Genomic DNA, 16,546 nt, shown 5'->3' with positions numbered 1-16,546 from the left:
CACAAAGGGAGACACGAATGCTCGGCATCATAAATTTCATATCGAACCTGCCTTACCGCTACAGAGTGCTCGACGAGGCTGGGGACGAGATCAGCTTAATCGAACGGGTCGTCGTCTGGTCGACGCCTTACGCCTGCTTTATGGCGGGGATTCTGCTGCCGGTCGGAATGGTCGGATCCACCGTTATGCAGCCAAGTGGTCACGGTCTGTCAGTGTTCGAAATAGTCGCCGAGAAGTTCGCCTCCATTTTCGCGATCTGCGCACTCGCTGGCTTGGTGGGGTTGGTGATGCTGGCGGCGTTGCTGGTCATCATGTCGATCCGTTTCCCGGATTAGTCGTCACGGATGTTGATGGCGCCTTGACGATCGCGCTCCGAAATGCGGATATGGGTACAGGAGCCGAGCGCCTGGGCTGCAAGCGACCCTGAAGACGGCACATACCCGATGTTCACATTCTACGGCTCTCTTTCAGCCGGCGCATGGTGATCGTGAAACGCTTGTGATTGCCATATCGACGCCGGCGAAAAGAGATCGCCATGAACATCCACAAGAGCTGCGTGGATCATCTCCGCGCTTTCTGCACGTCATCTGGAATTGGGCCGCTCAGCGCAGGACATGCGCATGAGTTCGTCGCGGCGTTTTGCGGCCATTCGACGGCTGCCGGCCTGCGTGCCGAAAAGAAGTGTGCGCTCGTCAACCTCCCAGAGGCTGATGTCATCATTCCCGACTATGCCATGATCGCATTGAGGATCAGCCAGATTCCAAGCTTGGCGGCTGTCGCACCGCATGTAGAACGGATTGTTCGCAGTCTCTGCGAACACCTCGTTTCTGAGGGGCATTTTACCGGGAAGGTCTGGGACGAGAGCGACCTAATCGACCTCGTCGAAAGTCACATTATCCCAGAATATGGCTCACAGATCTTGGACGGGCTTGCTGGGGAGATGGCCACCACGAATGCGTACTTCGAGGGGATCGACGTCAACGATGTTGAGATCCGAAAGTCCGAGGACGGCGTTCAGCTTATCATCAACGGAACTCTCGATGGTGAAAACGATCCAGACAAGCCGTTTACAGGGACATCGATTAAGTTTGAGGCTGTCGTGAATCTAGATTGCGTTGCTGGGAGATTCGGGTTTTCAGCGCCTGAAATTGAGTTGGGGGGCGAAGTCGATATGTCTGGCTACTACGACTGATACGCGTCGCTGCAGTCTTAAAAGGTTGCGGCATCGCCGTTTCTTAGAAACGGCTTCTTATGTTGACCCGTTTGGCCGAGGTTGACCGTGCGGTCTCCTTACTAAGGAAACTGGATGTGGTTGACCTCGACCTTCCGGAGCAGAAATCCTACCCTGGGACTGCGCTCACGCGAGGGCATTTCAGCCTGTCGAAGGCGTAGCGTATGCGTCCAGCCTGCAGTTTACGGCAAGTCGCTTGCGAATCATATTTTTTGATATCGTGACGATCAGAGCTGTTCAACATCGGCTCATGTATTGCCCGGATTGGACTGGATCGCACTGTGAGACGAGAACACAAAATAATCATTGCTCTTGGAATCACGGCTTCAAATTTTGTAATGTGGAGCGGTTCCTCCATCGCAGATGAGCTTAAAGCTCCACAGATATACGGCATCTGCATGGAGGAAGCAGCGGTAGAGTTCTCCGGAGATTGCTTCGGGCTTCTTGATACCGCACTGGCGGCAGAGGGACGCTGTAAGTCAGAGAAGCTTAGCGCTCAATGGTATTATGCAGAGAAAGATCGAGGAGTACCTGAGGGATTTACGCTTGCAGATAAATTCAGTGAGCTTGAGAGGAGCCGCGTCGCTGTTATGGTACTTCTTCACCGTAGGGCAAATCCTGAAATATGTGAGTGAGCGGTACTGTCATCGGGGAATTGGGTTTCCCTTTGTCATGAGCAATCTCTTTGATAAGAACGGATTCGGCCTCTGCTATTACCGATCCGGTTGATATTGCCCGGTGACATACTCGCCGATCTCAGGCCTCCAGAACAGGATGGTCCGGATCTTGGCATCCTCGAAGATCGGCTCGATGCCGGCCTGCTTCAGAGCCTTCTTCGCCTGATGCTTCTTCATCGACAGCGCCTCGGCGACCTCGCTAAAGCGCATGATCCGGCTCATCAACGCCTCGACGTCGGCCTGGCGAGCGACCCAGCCGAGCCGTCCTCCCCGACCATTGGTGACCTGCCGTGCTGGCAAGTGGCCGTCCTGGGCCAGCCGACAGAGAACCGCCTTGCCGTATCCGACGCGTGCGGCCGCAATCCGCAGCGCGATCTCGCCCTCCTCCATGGCGGACTGAAGCTGGTCGATCTCGGCCTTCCGGAACAGGAGACCGTCCAGGGACTGCGATCCGACCAGACGGCCCTTCCAAGCGATCCTGCCGGCATCGTGATATCCGACGAGGGCCGCGAACGTGACATGGCAGCGCCGGGCGATCTCTTCGATGCGGCATTCGTCCGGACCGGCGGCATCGACCGACACAGCGCCGGCCAGCATGACGTCCCGCATCGCCAGCACCTTCTTCCGGTCGAACTGGCGCCACAGGCCGTTCTGGCGCTCCGCCAGCAAGAAATCGCAGCCTGTCAGGTAATTTGCCCCGATGCCGAGGATTGCCGCGGTCTCGGTCACCGTCAGTGTTCTCCCTGGGCTGCCGCCCCTGCCCGGCCGTAGTCTCTCCGTCAGAAGCCGCGCTCGTGTCGGCAGAGCCTTTGCCGGAAACGTCACCTTGTCGGGCATGAGACCGTCCGTCTCCGGGCCAATGACGTTCGCCCGGCGAAGGTAGTGGCGCATGCTCTTTACCGAAATGTCGTACTCATGGGCGGCGCTGACGATCGAATGGACCATCCGCTTCGGCGGGTGACGCTGCAAGAAATGGCCGGTGGTCGACATCGGCAGCTTCGCGAAGGCCACCGCGCAGATCTCGTCCTTCACCGGCTCCCAGAACGAATCGTCGGTCCGGTCCAGACTCTCTCCAAGCATCCCCAGGATGGACTGAAGGCCGAAGCGGCGATCCCGACTGACACGGGCATCTTCGATCATCTCTTCGACCCAGGTCCTGAATCCGGCCCGGCCACCCTTGAGGATATCGAAGCCGTGGTCGTCGATCGTGTTGTCGATATCGGCCTCGAGAATACCGTTCCTGCGGACCTGGCCGGGATAGAGCGCCGAATATCCGACCAGCGTCGCCAGCCTGGCCGCCGCATGCCATTCGAGGTCATCGAGAAGGTCGTTGGGCGCATGCTCCGCGCCGGTTAGTCGACCGGAAAGATAGTGCTGGCGTTCCGAGAACGGCGCCAGAATGCGCTCGCTTCCCAGAACGTGATCCAGAAGCTTCTCGAGCCCGCGGGTGAAGTCGTTATAGGCGACGCCCTTCGGATACGGAGCCTCGACAAGCCGAAGGCCATGACGATCGCAGGCCGTGATCGGCCGGAGCCGCCATGTCACCCTCTCCCAGGCCCGTTCCACCGGCTCCAGCCAGTCGGGGCCATTCTTCAGGTCCTCCTCGATGCACGCCGCGCAGCCGGCCCACCAGGATCGCCGGACCAGATGCCGCGACACAACCTCGCCGCGGATCGTCGAAGCGCCCTCCTTCGCCCGATCGATGGCCCTGCTGGCATTCTTCTTCAGATCCGCCGCACGGCTCTCCGACACGCGGGCCAAAAGCTCGAGTGCGCCATCCCGGTCGCTGGAAATGAACGACGCCCGTGTCTCGAGGAACCCGGCAAGGGAATGAATGGTGGGCAGCCCGTTCGCGCTGGCAAAGCGAGACGCATACCCACCAGGCGTCTCCAGCGGGTGGAACGCCGGCCTGAGCGACCACGGCCTCACTTACGCCCCCTTTCCCGCGCCCCGGCCTGGTCGTCATTGACCAGAATGTCGTTCGCGGCGACGTAGGTCTCGAGTTCGGGGTCGTTCAGCCAGTGCGGTATCATTTCGTACCGAGTGGCAAGGAATGAGTTGTGATCGTCATCGCACCCGGTTCGCTTGCGAAGGGATTCCGCGAAATCCTCGACCCCGACAGTGGGTCGCCGCGCCATCAGTGTCTCCTCGATCGCCATGCGGATCAGCTTCTGGCAGCGACCGAACTGCTTGCCACCGGCGCAGATCAGGCGACGACAGAACTCATCGTCGCCGCCGTCGTCGATGGACAGCTCGGCTGCTCTCACCATCTGCGTCAGCAGCATCCGCACAAACGCCTGGTCCTGCTTCCGGTTGGGATTCAGGTTCGGCATCCGGACGATGACGTTGCGCCCCTTCGCCTGGTTGTCCGTCATGAGAAAGCGTTCGAACACCGGGATGCCGACGAATATGAAGCCGACCGGCCAGTGGGCGTCCTCCGCAAGGATCTTGATGGCGTCGCGGACTTCGATCGTGGATGCCGGTGCCTTGTGCCGAAGCGCATGCTGGGCCTCGTCAACGATGACGAGCGCAGTCTTCGAGCGCGGCAGATGGTTTCGCACGATCTGCCATGCGTTGTTGGCAGTTAGCTGGGTGTCGGTCTGCATCGCCACCTCCTTGAGAATGGAGATGGCGAGCTGACCGGGGGTGAAGGGGCGCGGCCCATTGATCCGGATGACCGGCCGCAGGGTTCTCCCCGTTAGCTCGATCGGTTCGGCCAGCCCCGACCGGTCCAGGCAATGCCGGATCATTCTCGACTTCCCCGAGCCCGAGCTGCCCAACAGGCTCAGGTACTCGAAAGGCTGCCTGCTCTTGCCCATCACCTGATCACGCGCCGCACTGATCCGCTTGGAGAACTCGGTCAGGAACGGATTGTCGCGCTTTTCGTGCGCGAGGTAGACGCTGGTCGCGGCATTGAGCCGTCGGCTGTAGTCCGGCGGAAGGACGTTCAGCGTTTCGAGTGCCTGACCGAGCGCCGCCGCGACGGCGTCGTCATCTTCCTCGTTCCGGTCGGGTGATACTTCCAGATTCCACCTTGGCATCACTCGACCCAGAATTCTTCGTTGTCGGAATCGTCGGCGGTGTCGGTCCGGTTGTCCCGGCGTTCGAGCATCTCGTCGACAGACGGAGACAGGGGCGGCACATCGCTCCCGGGAACGGCAGCCTTGCCATCGGCGGCGGCATCAGGCTCGACCGGCGGCTTTGCGCTGCGGGGCTTTCCGCCTTGCGACTTTGCGGAGCGGGGCCCTGCCACCTGTTCGCTGTAGATATCGATGCCAGGCGAATTCCGCCGGTCGAGCCACGCCGTCGTCGCGCTGGTCGCATCCCGACGCAGGCTGGCGATCTGCGCCTCGAGCGTCTTCTCGTCGACAAGGCCGGCACGGGCCGCCGAGTGCCGGACGAGACTGTTGATGTCGTCCAGCGCTTCCTGGATCCGGTTCCGGATTTCGATCGGATCGTCGACATCGAATGCCGGAAGACCGGCAGCCACAAGGTCAGCGAAGCTCGTCGCCAGCCGCTCGATCGACACGGCGCCGACGCTCGTCTCGACGGCCGTCGCCGTCCGCCAGATGCCCGGCGCGACCTCCACCGAGATCTCGGTCACGTCGCGATCGTCGACCCGCACCCGTACTTCGGTGCCGCGCTTGCGCAGCCAGATCTCGGTGAGATCCTGGCACTGGTAGAACGTTCCGAAAAGCCGGACGCCCTTCTTGCCGACGACCCGCTCAAACTGAACACCAAAGATCTCGCGCATCTGATGCTTCGGTGGGCAGATCTCGGCGCCGTGGACCCTCGTGAGGCGGTTCCACTCCGTGGCGGGCGAGCGCCCACCAAGACCGGCATGCGCCGATACGTGATAGATGTCGCAGACATAGCGGATCAGCGCCCGGTTCAGCTCCTCGCAGGTGATCGAAGCGGTCTTCTCCGCTTCGTAGTCACCCTTCTCCTTGGAGTTCGAGAACGTCCGCCCTTCGAACCGGGACACCAGCCCCATGTCGAGCGACCGGAACAGCCGTTCGATCTTGCCGCGGAACTGCGCCTTCCCGGCATTCGGCTTCAACGTACCGATCCCCAGCGAATGGGCTGCGGCCTGGAATTCGTGCGACTTGAAGCCAGCGCCCTTGTCGGTGAACAGGTTCTCCGGCTTGCCATGGGCCGCCCAGATGGTCTTTGCGCCAGCAGCCTTGCGGAGACTGTCCTTGTCCGTGACGATCCAGCGCAGACCCTCCAGGGCGCTGCGCGCCGAGGGAGATTCCGTCGTCAGATAGATGGAGAGGATGCACCGGGTGGCGCAGTCGATCGCCGCAGTCATCCAGCAGCGCGCCTTGGCCACCGTCGCCCGCTGCTCGTCATTCATCCGGGCCCAGAGTCCCGCATCGACGCAGAGGGTCATCAGATCGACCTTCCATTCGTCCATCTCCACCCGCTCCAGCGGGCGGGTCGCCATCGGGCCCTCGAAGGCAGGGGAATAGTTCCGACGTGCCCAGGCTATGCCGCGGCGGCCGGCCATCTTGTCATGCTCGTCGAGATCGGCGATCGCCCGCTCCAGCGTCCGCTTCGACGGAATGGTGTAGTGCGTGCCCCGCCGCTCGTTCGAGCGGGTCAGAATGCCCACAAGCCTCTGGTAAAGATGCGGGACGCTCGGCTGGGTCGGGCGACAATAGCGGGCCGCCATCCGGTCAACGAGGCGCTGGACGACAGGCTCCAGGCGCATCCTGCGATTGCCGCTTCTGTCGTAGTTCGGATTCAGTACCATCGGATCTCTCTGCTTTGCATAATTGAAAACCCAGCGACCGAGCTGCGACGGCGACGGATCGGCGAACCCCGACCTCGGGCCACCTCCCCGCTTCGCCCGCTGGCCGGGCTCCAGCTCCGGTCGATCGTCGTCCACGAACAGCTTGGCGATCAGAGCCACGGCTTCGGCCAGCCGCGGGGGCGACTTCTTCACCAGTCCCTGCTTGTAAAGATCGTTGAAGGTCTCGACCCAGCGCAGGCGATGCATCACGATCGCAACGGACTGCGGGTCCAGATCCGTCAACCTGGTGGCGCCCCGAGCCCGGCGCCTGATGGATTCGAGCGAGAAGTAGCCGCGATCCACCTCGATCTTTTCGAGGTGGAGGTCTCGCTCGAATTCCTCGAGCGAGACCTCCCTGGTTGCGCCGTTGGCGACATCCTTCAGGATGTACGCCATCTCGTTCGTCTCGACCCACTTGTGCTGGACGCCGTCGATCATGATGCGATCGTCGACGCCAAGCCGGTACCGCTGCACTTCCCGGAACGACCCGGTCACCTTCTGCTGGACGGTCAATGGACCGGCTCCCTATCGACGGCATGGACGAAGGCGTCGGTGTCGAGCCGAACCCCATGGGGGATCGCCACCACGCCGTGGGCGATGAGCCGGGCCACTGCCGAAAGGCAGCGATGACCAAGCCCCGTGTCGAGATCGACGTCGGCGATCTGGATCGGACCGTCGGCGTTCGCGATGCAGTCCATTGCGATCTCGTCGGCTTCGTCATCGGGCCAGTCGAGGGCCAGATTGATGATCCCCGCCCGCTGGACCTGCCAGGGAGCGATGTGATCCTCGGTGACGACGTGGAGATACGCATCCGCCAGCCTGGGATCGTCCTGGGCGAGGCGCTTCAGGATCTCCACAAGCTCGGCGTAGCGGGACGACCGCTTCGGCTTCACCGCGAAGAGATGCAGCGTCCCGTCGGCAAGCCAGACGCCGGCATCGAAAAAATGCCGCCGACGCTTGGCTTCCCGAACGTAGAAATACGGACCCAACTGGACAGCGACACGCCGGGCATCCGCCCGGGCCAGCGCCGTCGCCAAACCGTACATCTCCATGGCGCTCTCGATATGCGTCACGACACCTCCCATCACGTGGACCGTTCCCGTCACGGCACGGTCCGACGAAATCGCAGTCATGCGGCCCATGCTGCGGACAACTTCTAGATTCCGGCGGCGAGATGCCCCGGTTTAGATCCCCTCCGTCCTTCGGTCGCGACAGCCTTCTTACCGGCGTCGATGCTTGCTGCCTTCTGCAGCAGCGAAGCAGTACCGAACGACTTCTCCCGTTCGGCGAACTTGATAGAGTTGAACATCTGAAAGACCCCTGAAATATCTCGGTAAAGACAAGGTTCTCCCGTTCCCCGGACGCGCATGGCGCGTGCCGAAGGCTTGGAAAACCTACAGGGCTGTCAGGTCGAGACGCGCCGGATGGCGCGCTAAGCCATTCAGTCCCGTTTTCGCGGGCAGGCTTTCACTTTGGTCATGTGCTGGGACTCCAGGACAATAGATTGCGGGGCCAGATGCTGGTCAGCATCCGGGTGCGACTGCGACGACGATGTCCGAAGTGCGCTGGTTGCGTCAGATGACCGGAGCGAGGATCGCCCGGGCAAACGCCGCCGGCACACGGACAGGCCGTGGTATCGGTATGGCTATGCCTTTGGGACGATTGGCGATCATAAGGTCTCTGCTCCGATGCGGGGGCTCCGCAGATCGGAGCGCCCTCCCCGGCCATGGCGGCAGGGGGAAATTAGGATTCCACAAACTCAATGAGGATTGCTTAAGGAAATCGGTCCAATTGCGGACCAGAACTCGGAAAGCGCCGTCCTGCCGAGCACCCGCCGCTCCAGGGCGAGTTCGGCCAGCGCCTCGATGGCGCGCCGGTTGCGCATCGCCGCCAGCAGCGCGTCTGCATAGGCCAGACGGAGCCGCCGTTCGATCGCCATTTCCTCGACGCGGTCGACGACGCCGATGCGGCTGCCCAGGCCAAGGCGCCCCTCGATCATCATGACGAGCTTCGTAGACTGACCGAGATCGGAATCCGCCGTGCCGCCGGCGCCCGCCGACACAGAGCCAAGGATGACCTCCTCTGCCGCCCGGCCAGCAAGGTTGATCGCCAGCTGATCGTTCAGGTCGCCCAGAACCAGTTCGGTCTCCTGTCGCTCGAGGATCACCGCGCCGCCGCCGGAGGCGACGATCGACAGGCTGCTCGGGATCTGGCCCTGGCAGAAGATCGCCACGGCGTGCCCGGCCTCATGGACGGCGATCCGGCGGCGGAGTGCCTCGGGGCGATTGTCCGCAGGAAGCGCGACGGTCAGGAGATCGGATCCGGTCGGGCAGCGCCCCTGGCCCCGCGCCCGCTGCCGGACATCCCTCGCAATGCGGGCTGCGTCGGCGCCGGACGTCGATCCCGCAAGCGTGACGGCCGCAGGCTGGATCTCGTTCTCAGGGATCATCGGCAGATGGTGTCGAAGAATCTTCAGAAGATCATCCTCACGCGGCAGCCCGATATGGAACCGACGGTCGAGACGGCCGGACCTGACCAGCGCCGGATCGAGCCCCGTGTCGTCGTTGCATGCCGCCAGGACGACGACGCCTTCGCGCCGACCCGTGCCATCCAGGCATTCCAGGAGGCAGTTCACGATGGTCCGCCACCAGTCGTCACGGTGATGGCCCGACGACCGGGCCGGCACCGAGTCGACCTCGTCGACGAAGATGATGCACGGCGTATTGGCCGCCGCTTCCGAGAAGGACTTCCGGATCGCCCGGACGACGTCGCCCAGATGCCCCTCGCCGGTTCCCTGCCAGGCCGAATACGAGGTCGGGAAGAAGGCGACATCCGCCGACCGGGCCAATGCACTCGCGAACAGCGTCTTGCCGGTGCCCGGCGGGCCGACGAGCAGCGCGCCGGCGTCGACGTCGGTCCAGGGAATCCGACCGGCCTGATGATCCTTCAGCGCCGCGACGAGGCGGCGCCCCCACTGGCCGGCCTCGCCATAGCCATGCAGATCCTCGAGCCTGGGCGCCGTAACCCCGCCTGACGCCGGCTCCTGACGACCGAGGATCGCGGCGATCATCCGGAATGCTTCTTCGGTCGATGCCGACCGTCCCACCGCAAGGTCGATCCACCGCGGCTCGATCTTGGAGACCGCAATGTTCTCCGGCCACGGGCACGTGGATTCGGGAAAGGCGCGCCGAACCGCTGCCTCCAGTTCGCTCGCCTCGATCCGCGACAGGTCGATTTCCAGATCGGCGATCGCCGAGACCGCGCCGTCCAGCTCCTCGCCGATGGACAGCGCGACGATGGTGATGCCGGTCGACAGGATCGAGAGCACGTGCTGCGTCTTGTCCGCCGGCTTCTTGCGTTGCCAGGCGCGATCCCCGAAGTCGTCACCGGGAACATGCTGGTACCGGACGCCGTAGAGCATGAACTCGGTCCGGACTGCGTCCTCCAGCGCCATCGCGACGGCCTCGAAGGTGCAATGGCGCCATTCTGGCGATGCAATGCGCACGATGACGAAAGCCGGCTTTCGCCCCTCGACGCGGCGAACCAGGGCATCGGTGATCGCAGGGCGAATGCGATCGAAGAGCAGGCGCGTCGCCGGCGACAGCTTGGCGAGGCGGTCGTCGATCTCCCGATCGACCTCAGCCTGGGCTTCCTTCGCCTCCTTTGCCGTAAGTTCGTCGCCTGACGTTCCGTCGAAAGTCCGTTCCTTCAGGCCGCGGAACTTGCCGCGCCCCGCACTCATCGGACCGGCTCCACGCGGCTGTCAGGGCCGAGACGCTGTTCGCGCCAGTCGATCCGGATGACCCGCTGCAGCACCATGGCGATCACGGCGCCGATCGGCTCGGCGGATTCGCGCATGCCGGCGGCGGCCTCGACGAGGGTCGCCGATCCCGCGTCCTCGAGGTGGGCGACCAGCTGGATGCGATCGCCCAAGGGCACCATTCTCCGGGCATACCGGAGCATCTCACGGGCATTGGAGATGGCGGGCTCCGCCCGGATATCGCTCTCGCAGATGGCACTCCACGCGATGGACGCGTCGATCGGCGCCAACCCATCCAGACTGGCATCGAGGAGAACCTCCGATCCGCATGCATAGTGAACGAGGAAATCCGGCACATGCTGGAGGATCACGCCGTCGCCATCGACAAAGTCGAAGGCACGCGGCAGGCACTGCCAGGCTTCGACCTCATCATCGAGATCGAGGAGCAGCCCAAGGTCGCGGGCCAGCGACGATCGGAACAGCGGAAGGCCGACGCAGCGGACGGTGCCCGTCGGCAGATAACGGCGTGTGAATGCCTTGCGGCGGATCCGGCCAAGATCGACGGGATCGGAATGCGCGGCGAGGCCGCCCTCTCTCGGAAGGCGGATAGGCAAGTCGGAAATCATGGAGGTCGCTCCGGTGCCGCGCCATGGCGGCAAACGCTGTCAGCGCCGGAGGACGATGTCGTCTAACCCCGGCGGGTGATGGCCACGGGTTTCGCGGCCGACAGCAGAATGAGCGTCGCGTTCGTCATGGCGGGACATATGCAGAACGGATTGGAGTTCGCAAGTCCCTCATCTATCGTGATCGCGCACTACCGAACGGAATGAGACGGCAAGGTAAACGCTTCCTTATGAGCATCCGATGTTTCGCAGCATCAGCGATTCCAGGGGTTGTGTCCTAAGAAGCGCAACTCGCAGCGATTGTTAAGCATACCTTGGAATAGATTGGTGTGACGCGTAAACAGGGGTCTTTGTCGGTGGTGTCAGGCGGCGAATCATGCATGATTGCAAGATCGCTAGATATCCAGATTAGCGGAAACGTGGCGATGGCGGAAAATCGGGGTGGAGCAAAAGGTCGAGTGGACGGGCGGGAGAGCATACTTCTCTACCTCGACCCAGATCTGAAACTGGCTCTCAAAAAGGCCGCTCTCGATCGACGGTGTCACGTCTACGAGATCGTCGAGGAATTGGTTCGGGAACATTTGCAGATGCCGAAAAGCCAGGACGTTCCAGGAAGTACGAATGCATAACCGACCGATATGGATCGACGATTCTGTGGAAGCGCCTCTCTATAAAGCTGACATCGCAGGCGGCGCTCTGATGCTGCCAGAAAGCCGGCGTGTCGCTCGCCTGCTGATCGATGGTGTCGGCAAGGAAGAATGGCGTCGGAAGATCGAGCAGGAGAACATCCTGCAGAAGCGATCCCCGTCGACCGCGATCCGGCAGGCTAATCTCATCCGCAGTCGTCTGCAGTCGACGAACTCAGAGCTTTGGCAGCTCATCGTCGAGGGTCCGTCAACTGTTGCGACCCAGGCTCTGTTTGCGGCCGCGATCGAGCACAGCCCGCTTCTGGCTGATTTCCTTCCCGTGGTCCGCGCCCGCTTCCGCGTCCTCCATTCCGATCTCCCTCGTCGGATCTGGATCGACTATGTCGAGCGATGCCACGACGTCGATCCGCGGATGCCGCGTTGGGAAATCTCCACGATTGACAAGCTTGGCGACACCGCCTTCCGCATCCTTCACGAAGTTGGCTTCCTGACAGGCGGCCGGCGTAATCTTCTCCGGCCCGTTGGCATTGATCCGTCCATCATCAAGAACCTGAAGGCCTGGCATCACGACCGCGCCCTAGAGCGGATTCGGGTGTCGGCATGAACAATCTTGAGCAGCGCCTTGGGGCAATTCAGGCCAAAATCACGTCCAAGGAATTTCTGACAGGGCGTCAACTTGGTGGCGACATCCCCTACTGGATATTCGACTACCCGCCCGCAGACGAACTGCGAGTCCGTGAGCACGTCAATCATTTACTGCGGCGACTGAATAGCGACGCGTCCACGGTCAAGGCCTGTCACGTCGACCTCCTTGATCTCGTCAAGACGATGCTTGAGGGACGGCGTCTTCTCGACCGGGCGATCGAGATGCAGAAGAACAAGGGTAATGCGGCAGTCTCGAAGGCACTCGCCGCCGAGATGGACCCTGAGCGTATCGCCGATGCGTTCATCAAATCGATTTCGATCGAATCTTGCAGCTTCGTCCTCGTGACTGGCGTCGGCGCCTCCTATCCGCTGGTGCGGACGCACAGCCTCATGAACACGCTTCATTCGCGGACCGGTCACGTGCCGATCGTCTTCTTCTATCCTGGTCGCTACGACGGCCAGTACCTCCGTCTCTTCGATGCGACGCCGCACAGCGCCTACTACCGCGCCTTCCGGCTGGTGAGTGACTCCGAAGGATCAGAATGACATCCATGAACATCGCCGACCTTTTCGTCCGTCCGATCGACCGTCAGATCAACGGCGTCATCAAAGCCGATCAGGATGACGCCAAGAGCGTTTGGCAGGAGCTTGATGAATACGTCATCACGCAGGAGCTGGATCGCTATATGCGTGAGTTCCTGTCCGCCTACCTCGCCCCGGAAACCCTGAGCCGGAGCGGCGACGCAGCGTGCCGGAACGGTGTATGGGTGTCCGGCTTCTTCGGGTCGGGAAAGTCGCATTTCATCAAGATCATTTCCTACCTCCTCGAGAACCGATCGGTGGAGCAGGATGGGGTTTCAAAGACCGCGCTCGATTTCTTCAGGACGAAGATCGTCGACCCGATGTTCGCGGCCGACATCGAGAAGGCGACCCGCATTCCAACGGATGTCGTGCTCTTCAACGTCGACAGCAAGGCGTCGTCGAACGACGAGCGTGCGATCCTCCAGGTCTTCATTCGGGTGTTCAACGAGAAGCTCGGCTACTGCGCTGATTTTCCCTACATCGCAGACATGGAACGCTTCCTGGAGCGAAAGGGGAAGTACGAGGCGTTCAAGGCCGCCTTTGAAAAAGAGACTGGATCTCCCTGGATCGAGGAGCGTAGCGCCGTCCGATTCCATGAGGATGCACTGATTGGAGCAATCGCCGAGGTTTTGGGGAAACCCCGTACCGAAGCTGGCGAATGGCTCGACAAGTACGAAAAGGATTTCCAGCCAACTCCGGAGAACTTCGCGCACTGGGTCGCGGAGTATCTGGACCGCCAAGGCCCAGATCACCGTATCGTTTTCCTAGCCGACGAAATCGGCGGCTTCATTGGCAGAAACGGCAAAATGATGCTGAATCTGCAGACCATCACCGAGAATCTTGGAACGGTCTGCAAGGGCGGTGCATGGGTCGTTGTCACGTCGCAAGCCAACATCGAAGCGATCTTGGGCGAGATGCGGAGCACCGTCGAGGAAGACTTCTCCAAGATTCAGGGTCGGTTCAAGGCTCGCCTCTCGCTGTCGGGATCTCACGCGGACGAAGTGATCCAACGGCGCCTTCTCGGCAAGACCGAGCCGGCGAAGGATGAATTGAAAACCAACTTCGGGATGAATGGCGAGATCCTTCGCCACCAGGTCACCTTCCGCGACAACCGGATGACCCTTCGTTCCTTCGACGGAGAGGACGATTTCGTCCGCCATTATCCGTTCATTCCCTACCAGTTCCAGCTCGTCCAGAAGATCTTCGATGCGAGCCGCACCCACGGCATGACCGGAGCGCACCTCGCCAAGGGGGAGCGTTCGATGCTGGATGCCTTCCAGACGGCTGCCGTTTACAGTGCTTCCAAGCCTGTCGGTGCTCTTATCCCGCTTCACTTCTTCTACCCGGCAATCGAGAGCTTCCTGGAGGACATCGTCCGGCGCGCCATCAACGGCGTTCGGACGAACCCGTCGCTCGAGCCCTTCGACTCCGAGGTTCTCAAAACGCTGTTTCTCATTCGCTACGTCGACGAGATCAGCGGCAACGTCGACAATCTCGTCACCTTGTTCCTCGACAGGATCGACGCGGACCGCGTCGCGCTTCGTAAGGCAATCGAGGCCAGCCTCCGCCGCCTCGAAAGCGAGACACTGATCAGCCGGAACGGTGAGAACTTCTTCTTTCTGACCGACGAAGAGCGCGACATTGGCAAGGAGATCAAGGCGATCAGGCTGAATCCGGGCGAGGAGACCAGCTTGCTCGGCAATCTTATCTTCGATGACACGCTGCAGAGCGTCGACCGGGGGCTTTTCACCTATAAGCCGATCAAGAGTAATCTCGATGTCATGCGCTTTGTCGACGATGCACCGCGTTCGGCGCTGAAAGACAAGGCGATTCCTCTCAAGATCGTCACCCCTCTCGCTGACAACTATGAGGACTTCGCCGATGCGACGGTCACCATGCGCAGTCATGACGAGGTGCTCGTCGTCCTCGGCAATGAGAAGGACCTCGCTCGCGACGTCTACGACTATCTCAAGGTCGAGAAATACGCGACGCAGAAGATGGACGGCACGCAGTCGGAATCCGTCAAGCGGATCGTCCGGGCGCGCCAGCACGAGAACACCGAGAGGCGGAAGCGTCTCCACCAGACGATCGAGGCGCTGATCCGCGACGCTCGCATCTACGTCAACGGCCGGCGGCTCGATCCGAAGGCGACGACCGCGGACGCCATCGTCGTCGAGGCGCTCGACTATTACATAGCCAACACCTTCAAAAAGATCGGGCTTCTCGTTCACCTCTCCGAGGACCCGATCCGGGACGCGAAGGTCATCCTCGCGACCTCCGACGACACACTCGACCTGAAGGACGAGGATCCGAACAAAGCGGCTCTTGACGAAGTTCTCGACCATGTCGGCCTGATCGAAAAGCAGAGCAAGCAGCCCATCCTTTTCGACATAGCCGAGCACTTCAACAAGCGGCCTTACGGCTGGGGTCTGCGGGAAACCGCGCTCCTTGTTGTCAAGCTATTCCGGCGAGGTTCCGCGGACCTGCTGATGAACAGCGAGCGCCTCGACCGCAGCCAGCTTGCGTCCGAGATCGAGGGACAGAACAAATGGCGCAAGATCGTCATCCAGCGACGCAAGATGCTCGACGAGACAACGCTTCATAGCGCTCGCCAGCTGGCGAAGGACATCTTCGGCCGGATGCCGGGCGTCGGCGAGGACGCGATCGCCGAGGACATCCGGCTGAACCTGACGAACTGGCAGGACAACCTGAAGTCCTGGGGCGCGCTCGCCGACGACGGCGAGTTTCCAGGTAAATCGGCGATCGCGGAGATCGAGGGCATCATTGCTCCGATCATGCAGAAGCGTGGCAGCTACGAGCTAATCGAGGCCTTCGTCACCGCGAAGGCTGACCTCACCGGCCTCTTCGAAGACTACGAGGACCTGTCCGACTTCCATTCGTCGCAGCGGCCCGCTTGGGACCTTATGCGAAAGGCCGTCATGGACTTCGCCGTCAACGAAAAGGAGATCGAAAAGGACGAGGCGGCCGCCAAGGCTCTGACGTCGATCAAGGACATCCTGGCGCTCGAAGCTCCCTACTCCCGGATACAGGATGCATCGGCGCTGATCGCAACAGTGACCGAGGCGAACCGGATCTTGCTCGAGAAGCGCCGGAATCATGCCTACGGGATCGTCGATCCTCTGATCGCGAAGATCAAGGCGGAGCTGGACGATGTTTCGTCTGGGTCGGATCTGCGCAACCGTTCCCTCCATCCGATCCAGACCATCCGCAAGCGGATTGAGACCAGCCCGAGCATCTCTGCGATCTTCATGGCGCAGACCGAAGCGCGGGAAGCTTATGATGATGCCTTCGAGATGATCGGCAACTCGGTAATGAAGGTGGCGGAGCCCGTCAGGCAGCCCGAAACGGTTGGAGGGGGTCCTGAGGGCGGCGTGCCGTACGGAAAATTACCGGAACCTCCGGTGGTGGTATTCAAGCCGAAACGGGTCATTCAGCCGGCAAGCCTCGTCTCCGCAGATGGCTACCTCGAAAGCCAGGCGCAGGTCGACGACTTCATTGACCGCCTGAGATCGCGACTCTCCGAAGCCGTCTCCAAGAACGAACGCATCGAAATCCGCTGACCGGG

The 16,546-nt window shown here is 61.6% G+C and carries 13 protein-coding genes; 6 read left to right on the top strand and 7 right to left on the bottom strand.

Annotated features, from left to right (window positions below; translation table 11 throughout):
* Positions 1 to 17: 17 nt before the first annotated feature.
* From SI859A1_RS05125 to SI859A1_RS21320, 3 genes are all read left to right on the top strand, one after another.
* Positions 18 to 335, top strand: a complete 318-nt coding sequence (locus SI859A1_RS05125) for a hypothetical protein (RefSeq protein WP_040325314.1) — start codon at positions 18 to 20, stop codon at positions 333 to 335.
* 200 nt (positions 336 to 535) lie between these two features.
* Positions 536 to 1,192, top strand: a complete 657-nt coding sequence (locus SI859A1_RS05120; RefSeq protein ID WP_050767438.1) for a hypothetical protein — start codon at positions 536 to 538, stop codon at positions 1,190 to 1,192.
* A gap of 320 nt (positions 1,193 to 1,512) precedes the next feature.
* On the top strand, positions 1,513 to 1,866 hold the full coding sequence (locus SI859A1_RS21320) for a hypothetical protein (RefSeq protein WP_009208782.1): 354 nt from the start codon (positions 1,513 to 1,515) through the stop codon (positions 1,864 to 1,866).
* Positions 1,867 to 1,944: 78 nt separating this feature from the next.
* Here SI859A1_RS21320 and SI859A1_RS05115 read toward each other — a convergent pair whose 3' ends face one another.
* The 7 genes from SI859A1_RS05115 to SI859A1_RS05090 form a co-directional block, all read right to left on the bottom strand.
* Entirely contained in the window at positions 1,945 to 3,837 is a 1,893-nt protein-coding gene (locus SI859A1_RS05115; RefSeq protein ID WP_009208781.1) for a TniQ family protein, read from the bottom strand.
* Entirely contained in the window at positions 3,834 to 4,949 is a 1,116-nt protein-coding gene (locus SI859A1_RS05110; RefSeq protein WP_009208780.1) for an ATP-binding protein, read from the bottom strand. Before SI859A1_RS05110 ends, SI859A1_RS05115 begins: the two co-directional genes overlap by 4 nt.
* Positions 4,949 to 7,216, bottom strand: a complete 2,268-nt coding sequence (locus SI859A1_RS20175) for a TnsB C-terminal domain-containing protein (RefSeq protein WP_009208779.1) — start codon at positions 7,214 to 7,216, stop codon at positions 4,949 to 4,951. Before SI859A1_RS20175 ends, SI859A1_RS05110 begins: the two co-directional genes overlap by 1 nt.
* The gene (locus SI859A1_RS05100) at positions 7,213 to 7,836 is read right to left on the bottom strand and encodes a hypothetical protein (protein WP_148233739.1); all 624 of its coding nucleotides are present in this window, start codon (positions 7,834 to 7,836) and stop codon (positions 7,213 to 7,215) included. Before SI859A1_RS05100 ends, SI859A1_RS20175 begins: the two co-directional genes overlap by 4 nt.
* A gap of 23 nt (positions 7,837 to 7,859) precedes the next feature.
* Positions 7,860 to 8,012 carry a hypothetical protein gene (locus tag SI859A1_RS21590; protein WP_154653358.1) on the bottom strand — a complete coding sequence of 51 codons (153 nt, stop codon included), beginning with the start codon at positions 8,010 to 8,012 and terminating at the stop codon, positions 7,860 to 7,862.
* A 450-nt stretch (positions 8,013 to 8,462) separates the two neighbouring features.
* Entirely contained in the window at positions 8,463 to 10,445 is a 1,983-nt protein-coding gene (locus SI859A1_RS20170) for an AAA family ATPase (RefSeq protein ID WP_009208777.1), read from the bottom strand.
* Positions 10,442 to 11,089 carry a hypothetical protein gene (locus SI859A1_RS05090; protein WP_040325308.1) on the bottom strand — a complete coding sequence of 216 codons (648 nt, stop codon included), beginning with the start codon at positions 11,087 to 11,089 and terminating at the stop codon, positions 10,442 to 10,444. The genes SI859A1_RS20170 and SI859A1_RS05090 overlap by 4 nt, the downstream gene beginning before the upstream one ends.
* Before the next feature lie 618 nt (positions 11,090 to 11,707).
* Between SI859A1_RS05090 and SI859A1_RS05080 the strand changes: the two genes are divergently transcribed.
* Genes SI859A1_RS05080 through brxC form a run of 3 tightly spaced genes read left to right on the top strand, consistent with a single transcriptional unit; the run spans position 11,708 to position 16,541 of the window.
* Positions 11,708 to 12,337, top strand: a complete 630-nt coding sequence (locus SI859A1_RS05080; RefSeq protein WP_009208774.1) for a DUF1819 family protein — start codon at positions 11,708 to 11,710, stop codon at positions 12,335 to 12,337.
* Positions 12,334 to 12,924 (top strand): DUF1788 domain-containing protein, encoded by a 591-nt coding sequence (locus SI859A1_RS05075; protein ID WP_009208773.1) that lies wholly within the window; start codon positions 12,334 to 12,336, stop codon positions 12,922 to 12,924. The genes SI859A1_RS05080 and SI859A1_RS05075 overlap by 4 nt, the downstream gene beginning before the upstream one ends.
* Before the next feature lie 5 nt (positions 12,925 to 12,929).
* Positions 12,930 to 16,541, top strand: coding sequence for a BREX system P-loop protein BrxC (gene brxC, locus SI859A1_RS05070; RefSeq protein WP_040325304.1), 3,612 nt, complete (start codon positions 12,930 to 12,932; stop codon positions 16,539 to 16,541).
* Positions 16,542 to 16,546 lie beyond the last annotated feature (5 nt).

It is taken from the genome of Aurantimonas manganoxydans SI85-9A1 (assembly GCF_000153465.1).
GTDB lineage: Bacteria > Pseudomonadota > Alphaproteobacteria > Rhizobiales > Rhizobiaceae > Aurantimonas > Aurantimonas manganoxydans.
The sequence above is the reverse complement of the archived record's forward strand: the minus strand, read 5'-3'. Positions and strand labels throughout refer to the sequence as shown.

Coding starts and splice junctions, on each gene's coding strand:
- SI859A1_RS05090 (WP_040325308.1), bottom strand. CDS start 11,089: ATGATTTCCGACTTGCCTATCCGCCTTCCGAGAGAGGGCGGCCTCGCC.
- SI859A1_RS21590 (WP_154653358.1), bottom strand. CDS start 8,012: ATGTTCAACTCTATCAAGTTCGCCGAACGGGAGAAGTCGTTCGGTACT.
- brxC (WP_040325304.1), top strand. CDS start 12,930: ATGAACATCGCCGACCTTTTCGTCCGTCCGATCGACCGTCAGATCAAC.
- SI859A1_RS05080 (WP_009208774.1), top strand. CDS start 11,708: ATGCATAACCGACCGATATGGATCGACGATTCTGTGGAAGCGCCTCTC.
- SI859A1_RS05100 (WP_148233739.1), bottom strand. CDS start 7,836: ATGACTGCGATTTCGTCGGACCGTGCCGTGACGGGAACGGTCCACGTG.
- SI859A1_RS05125 (WP_040325314.1), top strand. CDS start 18: ATGCTCGGCATCATAAATTTCATATCGAACCTGCCTTACCGCTACAGA.
- SI859A1_RS05075 (WP_009208773.1), top strand. CDS start 12,334: ATGAACAATCTTGAGCAGCGCCTTGGGGCAATTCAGGCCAAAATCACG.
- SI859A1_RS05120 (WP_050767438.1), top strand. CDS start 536: ATGAACATCCACAAGAGCTGCGTGGATCATCTCCGCGCTTTCTGCACG.
- SI859A1_RS20170 (WP_009208777.1), bottom strand. CDS start 10,445: ATGAGTGCGGGGCGCGGCAAGTTCCGCGGCCTGAAGGAACGGACTTTC.
- SI859A1_RS05110 (WP_009208780.1), bottom strand. CDS start 4,949: ATGCCAAGGTGGAATCTGGAAGTATCACCCGACCGGAACGAGGAAGAT.